The 10882-nt window shown below is 72.5% G+C and carries 8 protein-coding genes; 5 read left to right on the forward strand and 3 right to left on the reverse strand.

Going from position 1 to position 10882, the window contains the following annotated elements; translation table 11 throughout:
- The 3 genes from murF to VFW24_03485 form a co-directional block, all read left to right on the forward strand.
- The coding region (murF, locus tag VFW24_03475; GenBank protein ID HEX5265810.1) for a UDP-N-acetylmuramoyl-tripeptide--D-alanyl-D-alanine ligase at positions 1 to 1187 on the forward strand (1187 nt) is incomplete at its 5' end.
- Between the two features lie 54 nt (positions 1188 to 1241).
- Entirely contained in the window at positions 1242 to 3275 is a 2034-nt protein-coding gene (locus VFW24_03480) for an ATP-dependent DNA helicase UvrD2 (GenBank protein ID HEX5265811.1), read from the forward strand.
- A gap of 39 nt (positions 3276 to 3314) precedes the next feature.
- A complete protein-coding gene (locus tag VFW24_03485) occupies positions 3315 to 3611 on the forward strand; it encodes a hypothetical protein (protein HEX5265812.1) in 297 nt (98 codons plus the stop codon).
- A 27-nt stretch (positions 3612 to 3638) separates the two neighbouring features.
- Here the strand turns inward: VFW24_03485 and VFW24_03490 are convergent, their stop codons facing one another.
- Together VFW24_03490 and VFW24_03495 are read right to left on the reverse strand one after the other, a co-directional pair.
- The gene (locus tag VFW24_03490; GenBank protein HEX5265813.1) at positions 3639 to 4439 is read right to left on the reverse strand and encodes an exodeoxyribonuclease III; all 801 of its coding nucleotides are present in this window, start codon (positions 4437 to 4439) and stop codon (positions 3639 to 3641) included.
- A gap of 9 nt (positions 4440 to 4448) precedes the next feature.
- Positions 4449 to 5999: a hypothetical protein gene (locus VFW24_03495; GenBank protein HEX5265814.1), complete on the reverse strand. Its 1551-nt coding sequence runs from the start codon at positions 5997 to 5999 to the stop codon at positions 4449 to 4451.
- 66 nt (positions 6000 to 6065) lie between these two features.
- Here VFW24_03495 and VFW24_03500 point away from each other — a divergent pair, with 66 nt between their 5' ends.
- Together VFW24_03500 and VFW24_03505 are read left to right on the forward strand one after the other, a co-directional pair.
- On the forward strand, positions 6066 to 7397 hold the full coding sequence (locus VFW24_03500) for a M20/M25/M40 family metallo-hydrolase (protein ID HEX5265815.1): 1332 nt from the start codon (positions 6066 to 6068) through the stop codon (positions 7395 to 7397).
- A gap of 13 nt (positions 7398 to 7410) precedes the next feature.
- On the forward strand, positions 7411 to 8046 hold the full coding sequence (locus tag VFW24_03505) for an HAD-IA family hydrolase (GenBank protein ID HEX5265816.1): 636 nt from the start codon (positions 7411 to 7413) through the stop codon (positions 8044 to 8046).
- A gap of 25 nt (positions 8047 to 8071) precedes the next feature.
- On the opposite strand, the gene VFW24_03510 is transcribed toward VFW24_03505, so the two are convergent.
- Positions 8072 to 10882, reverse strand: a 2811-nt coding sequence (locus VFW24_03510) for a multifunctional oxoglutarate decarboxylase/oxoglutarate dehydrogenase thiamine pyrophosphate-binding subunit/dihydrolipoyllysine-residue succinyltransferase subunit (protein HEX5265817.1), incomplete at its 5' end; no start/stop codon positions are given.

Consider the following 10882-nt stretch of genomic DNA (forward strand, 5'->3'; position numbering starts at 1 on the left):
ACGATTTCGTCGCCGGCGCCGTGGCCGCCGGTGCCGGCGCCTACCTGTCCGCCCGGGGCCCGCTCGCCCCCCGCCTGCCGTGGATCGAGGTCGCCGACACGGCGGCAGCGCTCCTGGACGTCGGGCGGGCGGCCCGCCGGCACCTCCCCGACCGGGTCGTCGGGGTGACCGGATCGGTCGGGAAGACGACGGTCAAGGACCTGACGGCCGGGGCGCTCGGCGCCCGCTTCCGCACCTGGGCCAGCGCCCGGTCGTTCAACAACGAGCTCGGCGTGCCCCTGACCCTGGCCAACGCCCCGGCCGACACCGAGGCGCTGGTGATCGAGATGGGGGCGCGGGGACCGGGCCACGTCGCGCTGCTCTGCGATATCGCCGCCCCCGCCATCGGTGTGGTCACGGTGGTCGCCGCCGCCCACACCGAGATGTTCGGGTCGGTCGACGAGGTCGCCAAGGCCAAGTCCGAGTTGGTCGCCGCGCTCCCGGCGACGGGCACGGCGGTCCTCAACGCCGCCGACCCGCGGGTGCTGCAGATGCGGGTGCTGACCGACGCCACGGTCCTGACCTTCGCCCACGACCCGGGCGTCGGCGCCGACGTGGGGGCCGAGGGGGTCCACATGGACGACGACCTGCGCCCCTCGTTCCGCCTCCGCACGCCCTGGGGCACGGTCCCGGTCCAGCTGCCCGTGCGCGGCGAGCACAACGTCGGCAACGCCCTGGCCGCGGCGGGCGCCGCCCTGGCTGCAGGCGTCTCCCTGGAGGAGGTGGCGGCCGGGTTGGCGTCGGCCCGACGCTCGCCCTCCCGGATGGACCTGCGGCGCGCCCCATCGGGGCTGGTGGTGCTCGACGACTCCTACAACTCCAACCCCGTGTCCCTCGAGGCCGGGCTGCGGGCCCTGGCCCGGCTGCCGGCGCGCCGCCGGGTGGCGGTCCTCGGGGTGATGGCGGAGCTGGGCCCCGAGGGCCCGGGGGAGCACCGCCGGCTGGCCGAGCTGGCGGCGTCCCTGGACATAGAGGTCCTGGCCGTGGGCACCGGCGCCTACGGCGTCTCCTGGACGGCGGCCGACCCCGCCGCGGCCATCGCCGCCCTCGCTGAGCTGGGCCCCCTCGGCGGGGAGGCGGCCGTGCTCGTGAAGGCGAGTCGGGTGGTCGGCCTCGGGCGGGTGGCCGAGGCCCTCCTGGCCCCCTGAGCCCACCCGGCGGGGATCCACCGGTGCGTCACACCGGATCGTTACGTTCGCCCGGTGGACCTCCTCGACGGCCTCGATCCCGCGCAGCGCGCCGCTGTCACCAGCACCGCCTCGCCTCTGTGCGTCCTGGCCGGGGCCGGATCGGGCAAGACCCGGGTCCTCACCAGGCGGATCGCCTGGCGCCTGGCCACGGGAGACGCCCAGGCCGCCCACGTCCTGGCCCTGACCTTCACCCGCAAGGCGGCCGGGGAGCTGGCCGGACGCCTGCGGGTGCTCGGCATCCGGGACCAGGTGGCCGCCGGGACCTTCCACGCCGTCGCCTACGCCCAGCTGCGCCGGCGGTGGGCCGACGAGGGGCGGCCGCCACCGGCCCTCCTCGACCGCAAGGTCCGCGTCCTGGCCCAGCTGCTGCCGCGCAACCGGGCGGGGGTCGGTGGCGCCGCTGTCCAGCCCGCCGACGCCGCGGGCGAGATCGAGTGGGCCAAGGCCCGGATGGTCGCTCCGGACGACTACGCGGCCGAGGCCGAGGGGGCGGGCCGGCGTCCCCCCCTTCCCCCGTCCGCCATGGCCGCCCTCTACGCCCGCTACGAGGAGGAGAAGCGCCGGCGGGGCCTGGTCGACTTCGACGATCTCCTGGCCCTGTGTGCGGATGCGGTCGAGACCGATCCCGCCTTCGCCGCCGCCCAGCGCTGGCGGTTCCGGCACCTGTTCGTGGACGAGTTCCAGGACGTCAATCCGGCCCAGTACCGGCTCCTGTCGGCCTGGCTCGGTGACTCGGTGGACCTGTGCGTGGTTGGCGACCCGCGCCAGGCCATCTACTCGTGGAACGGGGCCGATCCGACCCTGCTCACCCGCTTCCCCGAGGTCTTCCCGGGGGCGGAGGTCGTGAGCCTGGAGGAGAACTACCGGTCCTCACCCCAGGTCCTCGGCGTCGCCGCTGCCGTCCTCGGCGGCCCGGCCCTGCGGCCCAACCGGCCCGACGGCCCCGTGCCGGAGATCCGCAGCTTTCCCACCGAGGAGAAGGAGGCCCAGGGCGTGGCCCGGCTGGTCCGCCAGGCCCGCCGGCCGGGAGCGGCGTGGTCGGACCTCGCCGTTCTGGCCCGCACCAACGCCCAGCTGCCTCAGATCGAGCGGGCCCTCCGGGCCGCCCAGGTCCCGTACCGGGTGGCAGGGGGTGCGGGCTTCCTGAACCAGCCCGAGATCCGGGACGCACTGCAGGCGCTCGGTGCCGCTCCCCCGGGTTCGGACTTCGGTTCGTCCTTGGCCGACCTGGGCGTATCGACGGCGGCGTCGACACCGGATGCCGAGGACGGTCGCGCCGACGGTCCCGCCGACGGGTCGGCGGTGGAGCAGCGGCGACTGCAGCTGGCTCACCTGGTGGAGCTGGGCCGGGAGTACGCCGCCATGGACCCCGCTCCCAGCGCGTCGGGCTTCCGGGCGTGGCTGACGGCGTCGATGGCAGACAGCGGGGACGGCCGGCGCGCCGACGCCGTCACCCTGGCCACCTTCCACCGGGCCAAGGGCCTGGAATGGCCGGTCGTGTTCCTGGTGGGCCTCGAGCGGGGGCTGGTGCCGATCGGGCGCGCCAGCGGCCCGGCGGCCGAGGCCGAGGAGCGCCGCCTGCTCTACGTGGCGGTCACACGGGCCGCCGAGCGGCTGGTGTGCACGTGGGCCCAGCGCCGGAGCTTCGGCGCCAAGCCGATGACCCGGACGGCCTCGCCCTTCCTCGACCCCATCGAGGCGGCGTGCGCCGAGATGGCCGGAGGGGCCCGGCCGGTCCGCTCCGGCGCCGGCATCCGGGCCGCCCGGGCCCGCCTCGAGCGGGTGCCCCGCCGGCCGGCCGAGGAGATCGCGGCCGACGCCGACCCCGCGGTCATGACCGCCCTGCGGAAGTGGCGGGCGGGGGTGGCCCGGGCCTCCGGGGTGCCCGCCTACGTGATCTTCCACGACTCGACCCTCGCCGCCGTGGCGGCGGCCCGGCCCCGGACCCCCGAGCAGCTGCTGGGGCTCCCCGGGGTGGGACCGGTCAAGGTCTCGCGCTACGGGCCGGACCTGCTGGCCCTGCTGGCCGAGCACCCGGCCGTCTAGGCCGTTGACTCTCCGGCCCGGGAGCGCGAAAACGGTCTGGTGGGCACCTTCGTGTGGCCGTCCGAGGACGGTTGGCCCTACCCCGACGGCGATGCCGACGTGGTCGACCCGGCCGACTCGGTCGACGAGGACCTGCTGTCGCTGCGCACCTCGGGTCGCCGGCTGATCGGCTGCCTCGACGCCATGGAGCGCCAGGTGATCACCGCCCGGTTCGGCCTCGACGGCCGGGGTGCCCGGTCCTTCGAGCAGATCCAGGCCACGACCGGCCTCCCGCCGGCCCGGGCCCTCGACGTGATGGGCTCGGGCCTGGCCAAGCTGCGCCGCCAGCTGGCCTGATCGCTCCCCGAGGCGCCGGAGCAGTCTCTACCGGGCGAAGTCGATGAACATCGGAGCGTGGTCAGAGGGAAGCTTGCCCTTGCGGGCGCTGCGGTCGATCAGAGCCAGGACGGCCCGGTCGGCCAGGCTGCGCGTGGCCAGCACGAGATCGATCCGCATCCCGCGGTGCTCGTGGAAGTCCCCGGCGCGGTAGTCCCACCAGGTGAACAGCCGGTCCTCGGGCCGGCACCTGCGGAAGACGTCCTCGAGCCCCCAGTCCAGGAGCCGGTCGACGGCCTTGCGCTCGGGTTCGCTGACGTGGGTGGCACCGACGTACTTCGCCGGGTCGTACACGTCCCGGTCCTCACGGGCCACGTTGAAGTCGCCGCAGACGACCAGCTCGGAACCGGGGTCGCAGCTGCGGAGGAGGTGGTCGTGGAGCCGTCCGAGCCACTCCAACTTGGCCTCGTAGTGCTCGCTCCCCACCGACCGGCCGTTGGGGACGTACACCGACCACACCCTCACCCCGGCGCAGGTGGCGCCGATGGACCGTGACTCGGCCTCGGGATCGTCGTCGAAGCCCGCCATCACGTCGTCGAGACCCACCCGGCTGGCGATGGCCACGCCGTTCCAGCGCCCCGCTCCCCCATGGAAGGCGGTCTCGTAGCCGAGCGACTGGAAGGCCATGACCGGGAAGGCGGCGTCACCGATCTTGGTCTCCTGCATGCACAGCACGTCCGGAGCCGCGTAGGCGAGCCATTCCTCGACCCGAGGGAGCCGGGCGCGCAGAGAGTTCACGTTCCAGGTCGCGATACGGAGGGTGCCCTCCGCCCGCCAGGGGCCGGCCATACCGCTGTTCTAGTCCTTGGCGGCGGCTCTCCTGGCAGGGCTCTTCTTGGCCGCGGCCTTCTTGGTTGCGGTCGCGGTCTTGGCGGCCCTGGTCGGGGCCGCCGGCTTTTTCTCCGCCCCCGTCTTCTTGGCCGCCGCGGGCTTCCGGGCCGTCGTGGTCCTGGCCGGCGCCTTGGCAGAAGCCGCCCTCTTGGCGGTGGTCTTCTTGGCGGCAGGGGCCTTCGTCGCCACCGTCTTCTTGGCCGCCTTGGACGTCCGGGACGCCGTCGTCTTCTGCCCTGTCGCCGTCTTCTTCGCGGCCGGGGCCTTGGCAGGGGTCTTCTTGGCCGCCGCCGCCTTGGTAGCCGTCTTCTTGGCGGCCGTCTTCCTGGCGGCCGTCTTCTTCGGGACCGTCGCCTTGGCCGCGGCCGTCTTGGCCGACGTGGTGCCGGCCGCGGCCTTCCTGGCCGGCGCCGTCTTCTGGGCGGCCGACTTCCGGGGCGTGGCCTTCTTGGCGACGGACTTGTCGCCGGCCGACTTCCTGGCCGCACCCTTCCTGTCGGCGGACCTGTCGCCGACCGGCACCTCGGCACCCGACTTCTTGCCGGTGGTCACCGCGATCTCGGCCTCTACCGTCTCCTGCTGCGGACGCCCCGAGACGTGCTCGAAGCCGGGCAGAGCCAGCTCGATCCCCCGGCGCTGAGCATCGAGGGCCTGGAGGACGAAGGTGCGCCGGGATCCCCGTTCGAGGGCCTCGCGCGCGGCCCGGGGCGGCGGTTCACCCATGGCGGACAGCGGGATGTAGCAGCGGGCTCCACCGACGGAGACGAACGCGCCGTGTGACGCGAAGCTCTCCACGTCCCCTTCGACCTGGCTGCCGAGCGGATGCTCGGCGATGAACTGGATGAAGGTGAGCGGGTCGTTCACCGCCTCGGCCGGCGGGCTGCTCCGGCGGCGGCGCCGGCGGGAGCTCCCGCTCGGCTTCGGGGACACCGCTTCCTCGGTGGCGGCGGCGATGGCGTCCGAGACCGCCGACTTCCCCCGCCCGGACGAGGGGCGGGGCGGCGGGGCCTTGGGCACGGGCATGGGCCGGGACGCCTCCTTCGACCCCACCCGCACCCGGGACCGGCGGGCCTCCCGGACCGACTCCCGGCTCTTGGGGCCCCGGACGGGGTTGCGGGGCGTGAAGATCCAGCCGACCCCGGGCACCGGCTTGCCTCCGATCAGCCGGCCCTTGGTGAACAACCACTCGTACTCGCCGTGGAACTCCTGGAAGGAGTCGTTGGAGAGGACGGTGGCCCCCGACCGGTCGGCGATCCGCAGGAGGAAGGCGTCCCCCCGGCCGATGGCCCCGGCAGGGGGGGAGACCGCCTCCCCGTGGGCCTGGGCCTCGTCGAAGGCCGACCGTTCGGACGGGTCGATGCGGTGGCCGAAGGTCGCGTCGACCACGACGGTGATCTCCGCGTCGGGGTGCTCGGAGCGGAACTCCCGAACCGCTTCGTCGAGCTGAGCCAGGCTCGGGGTCGAACGGCCCTCGGTGGCGATGTTGGAGCCGTCGACGACGACGTGGCTGAACGACATGCTCCGGGTAGTCAAGCACCCACCTCCGGCGAGGTGGGTGACTGGCCTCCCCTACCATTGGCTGCCGTGGGAGGCAGCGGGGAGGTCGTCGAGCTGCTCCAGCAGCTCATCCGCAACCGCTGTGTCAACGACGGGACCGCCGGCTCCGGCCACGAGGCGGCCAGCGTCGGGACACTGCGCTCCTATCTCGGTGGGGGTGGCCTGGACGTCGAGACGTTCGAGGCCCTACCCGGCCGCGAGTCCCTCGTGGCGCGCATCGAGGGCACTGATCCGTCGGCGCCCACCCTCTTGCTCATGGGTCATACCGACGTCGTTCCGGTCACCGAGGAGAGCTGGCAGCGGGACCCGTTCGGGGGGGAGCTCGTCGGGGGAGAGGTCTGGGGCCGCGGCGCCGTCGACATGCTCAACCTCACCGCCTCGATGGCGGTGGCGTACCGCCACCTGGCCGACTCGGGTTTCCGCCCCCGGGGCAGCCTCGTCTATCTGGCGGTGGCGGACGAAGAGGCGCTCGGGACCCACGGAGCCGCCTTCCTCACCAGCCGGCATCCCGACGTGGTGCGCGCCGACTACGTGATCACCGAGTCCGGCGGCATACCGGTCCCCACGCCCGGCGGGCTGCGGCTCCCGCTCATCGTCGGGGAGAAGGGCGCGTTCTGGTGCCGGATCGTCGTGAGGGGAACGCCCGGCCATGCCTCTCAGCCCCTGCGGACCGACAATGCCCTGGTCAAGGCGGCCGAGGTGGTAAAGCGCATCGACGCCTACCGGCCCCGCGCCCGGATCGAGGAGGCGTGGCGGCGCTTCGTGGAGGCGCTGGGGCTGCCGGCCGACCTCGCCGAGGGGCTGGTCGACCCCGATCGGGTGATGGAGGTGTGCGAGTCGCTGCCGATGCTGGGCCTGGCCCGGCAGGCGCACGCCTGCACCCACACGACCTTCGCCCCCACGATCATGCACGCCGGCACCAAGACCAACGTGATCCCCGACCGGGTCGAGCTCGAGGTCGACATCCGCACCCTTCCGGGCCAGACGGCGGCGGACGTCCGGGCCATGCTCGATGAGGCTCTCGGGGACCTGGCCGGTTCGGTCGAGGTGGAGAGCCTGGCCGACGACCCGGCCTCGACCTCCCCCGCCGACACGCCACTCTGGGACTCGATCAGCCGGGTGGTGTCGGGCTTCTATCCCGACAGCCAGGTGGTGCCGTTCTTCATGGTCGGCGCCACCGACGCCCGGTTCTTCCGGCGGCTCGGCGCCACCTCCTACGGCTTCGGCCTGTTCAGCCAGCGCATGTCCTTCGAGCAGTACAGCTCGATGTTCCACGGGGACGACGAGCGGGTCGACGTCGAGTCCCTGGATCTCTCGGTCGGGCTGTGGGAGGCGCTGGCCCGGGACTTCTTGTCGTGACCCCGGGGCGGCGGTGATCCGGGCGGCCCTGTTCGACTTCGGAGGGGTGATCCTGAGCAGCCCGTTCGAGGCCTTCGCCCGCTACGAGCAGGCCCACGGGCTCGCGCCCGGATTCATCCGCGGGCTGAACGCGACCAATCCCGATGCCAATGCCTGGGCCCATCTCGAACGGGGGGACGTCGGCTTCGACGAGTTCTGCGAGCTGTTCGAGAAGGAGGCCGAGGCCGCGGGCGGCTCCCTCGACGCCCGTGACGTCATGGCCCTGCTGGGCGGTGAGCTCCGTCCCGCCATGGTGGAAGCGGTCCGGACCTGCCGGACCCGGCTCAAGACCGCCTGTCTCACCAACAACTTTGTGAGCGACGCGTCAGGCGGTGGCCGGAACCGGGATCGGGACGACCGCCTCGGGGTGCTCGACCTCTTCGACGTCGTGGTCGAGTCGAGCAAGGTCGGGGTGCGCAAGCCCGATCCCCGGTTCTACGAGATCGCGTGCGACCTGCTGGAGATCGCCCCGCCCGAGGCCGTGTTCCTGGACGACCTCGGGGTCAACCTGAAGCCGGCTCGGGCGCTCGGGATGCACACGATCAAGGTCGACGATCCCGACGTGGCGCTGGCCGAGCTGGAGGCGGTGGTCGGGTTCCCCGTGCGCTGAGGGCGGGGGATCAGGGAGGGGCCGGTCAGGCCGCGGGCAGCCCGAGCGCGCGGCGCATCAGGTCGTCGGCTTCGAGCTGGTGGAGCGCGCTCACGCCCACCGCCGGGCTGGCCGACTCGGGCCTGCTCACGTGGGTGAGGGCGTAGTCGTCACGGAGGAGCCGGTGCAGGCGACCGTGCACGAAGGTCCACGCCCCCATGTTCTCGGGCTCCTCCTGCAACCACACGACATCCGACGCTGACGGGTAGCGCTGCAGGACGTGGGCGATCTCGTCCTCCGGCCACGGGTACAGCTGCTCGACCCGCACGACGGCCGTTGTGGCGTCCTGGTCGGACTGGTCCCGCCGCTGCATGACCTCGAATGCGATCTTGCCCGAGCACAAGATCACTCTGCGCACGGTCTGGGGATCCGAGACCGACGCGTCGTCGAGCACCACGGCGAACGAGCCTCCGGACAGCTCCTCGACTCCCGATCGCGACTGGCGGGCCCGGAGCAGCGACTTCGGGGTCATCACGACCAGGGGGGCCTTGGCCTGGCGGTGGACCTGGGCCCGGAGCACGTGGAAGTACTGGGCCGCCGTCGTCGGGCACACGACGCAGATGTTCCCGCCCGCCGCCAGGGTGAGGAACCGCTCCAGCCGCGCCGACGAGTGCTCGGGCCCCTGGCCCTCGTAGCCGTGGGGCAACAGCAGCACCAGGCCCGAGGTCTGGCCCCACTTGTCCTCGGCGGCGACGACGAACTGGTCGATCACGATCTGGGCGCCGTTGATGAAGTCCCCGAACTGCGCCTCCCACGCCACCAGAGCGTCCTTCTGGACCACCGAGTACCCGTACTCGAACCCCAGGGCGGCGTACTCGCTCAGCAGCGAGTCGTACACGAAGAACCGGCCGTGCCTCCCGTTCTCGGCAGGGAGGTTGGCCAGGGGGACGTGCTCGGCGCCGGTGCGGTAGTCGACGAGGACGGAGTGGCGCTGGCTGAACGTGCCCCGGCGGGTGTCCTGGCCGGACAGCCGCACGTCGTAGCCCTCGATGAGCAGCGAGCCGATGGCCAGGGCCTCCCCCATCGACCAGTCGACCTCCCCGCCGGCGTAGAGCTGAGCGCGGGCCACCAGCTGGCGGGCCAGCTTGGGGTGGACGGTGAAGCCCTCGGGAGCCGCGGTCACCGCCGCCGCCACCCGGTCGAGGAGGGCGCGGTCGACACCGGTGGCCACCGGGGGCAGCGGCTTGGGGTGGGCGGTCCGCGGCGGGAGCGCGGTCGGGCGCGGGGGAGCCGACGACCGGGTCTCGTCGAGGGCGGCCTGGAGCCGGGACCCGAAGTCGTCGAGGGCCTTCTCGGCCTCCTCCATCGTGATGTCGCCCCGCCGCACCAGGGTCTCGGTGTAGAGCTTGCGGACCGATCGGTGCTGATCGATCTTCTCGTACATGCGCGGCTGGGTGTAGCTGGGCTCGTCCCCCTCGTTGTGGCCGTAGCGGCGGTAGCACACCATGTCGATGACCACGTCCTTGTGGAACGCCTGGCGGAAGCCCACCGCCAGCCGGGCCACCCGCGCGCACGCCTCGGGGTCGTCCCCGTTGACGTGGATGATCGGCGCCTGGATCATCTTGGCGACGTCGGTGGGATACACGGACGAGCGGGCCGCCTCCGGGGAGGTGGTGAACCCGAGCTGGTTGTTGATCACGACGTGCACGGTCCCGCCCGTGCGGTAGCCGCGCAGCTGCGAGAGGTTCAGGGTCTCGGCCACCACCCCCTGGCCGGCGAAGGCGGCGTCACCGTGCACCAGCACCGAGAGCACCGGGAAGCTGGCGGGATCGTCGTGCTGGTCCTGGCGGGCCCGGGCCATCCCCTCCACGACCGGGTCCACCGCTTCGAGGTGGGACGGGTTCGACGCCATCGTCACCGGCAGCTCGACGCCCGAGAGGCCGACGAACTTCCCGCTGGCCCCCTTGTGGTACTTGACGTCGCCTGAGCCCTGCACCGTCTCGGGGTCGATGTCCCCCTCGAACTCCCGGAACAGCTCGGCGTACGACTTGCCGATGATGTTGGCCAGCACGTTGAGCCGGCCCCGGTGGGCCATGCCCAAGACCGCCTCGGACTGGCCTCGCTTGGCCGCTTCGTCGAGCAGGGCGTCGAGCAGGGGGATGGCCGACTCACCGCCCTCCAGCCCGAAGCGCTTCTGGCCCACGTACTTGGTGTGCAAGAAGCGCTCGAAGGCCTCGGCATCGTTGAGCCGCTCGAGGACGTGGCGCTGCTCCTCGGGTCCCAGCTCGGTGTGAACCCCCTCCACCTGGCGCTGGATCCAATGCTTCTGATCCGGGTCCTGGATGTGCATGTACTCGACGCCGACCGTCCGGCAGTACGCATCGCGCAGGATTCCGAGGATGTCCCCAAGGGTCATCACCTCGCGGTTGGCCAGTCCATCGGTGAGGAACTCGCGGTCCAGGTCCCAGATGGTGAGTCCGTAGGTCGCCGGGTCCAGCTCCGCATGCATATGCGGTTCCTTGACCGCCAGCGGATCCAGGTCGGCGATCAGGTGACCTCGCACCCGATAGATGTTGATCAGGCTCTGGACGTGGACCTGCTTCTCCAGGCGGGCCCGCTCCCGGTCCACCGGGTTGACGTCGTTGCGCCAACGCACCGGCTCGTAGGGAACCTGCATGGAACGGAACACGTCCTCGTAGAAGCCGTCCTCGCCCAGCAGGTAGCGGTGCACGCGGGCGAGGAACTCGCCGGACTCCGCGCCTTGGATGATCCGATGGTCGTAGGTCGAAGTGAGGGTGACGACCTTGGACACCCCGAGTTCGGCCAGCATCCTCGGGTCGGCGGCCTGGAAGCCGGC

Source organism: Acidimicrobiales bacterium, assembly GCA_036273495.1.
In the GTDB taxonomy this organism is placed as follows: domain Bacteria; phylum Actinomycetota; class Acidimicrobiia; order Acidimicrobiales; family JAJPHE01; genus DASSEU01.

What these genes read in the sequence shown, in the direction of transcription:
- VFW24_03495 (HEX5265814.1), bottom strand. Translation starts at nt 5,999, where the DNA reads ATGTCGTTCAGCCACGTCGTCGTCGACGGCTCCAACATCGCCACCGAG.
- VFW24_03490 (HEX5265813.1), bottom strand. Translation starts at nt 4,439, where the DNA reads ATGGCCGGCCCCTGGCGGGCGGAGGGCACCCTCCGTATCGCGACCTGG.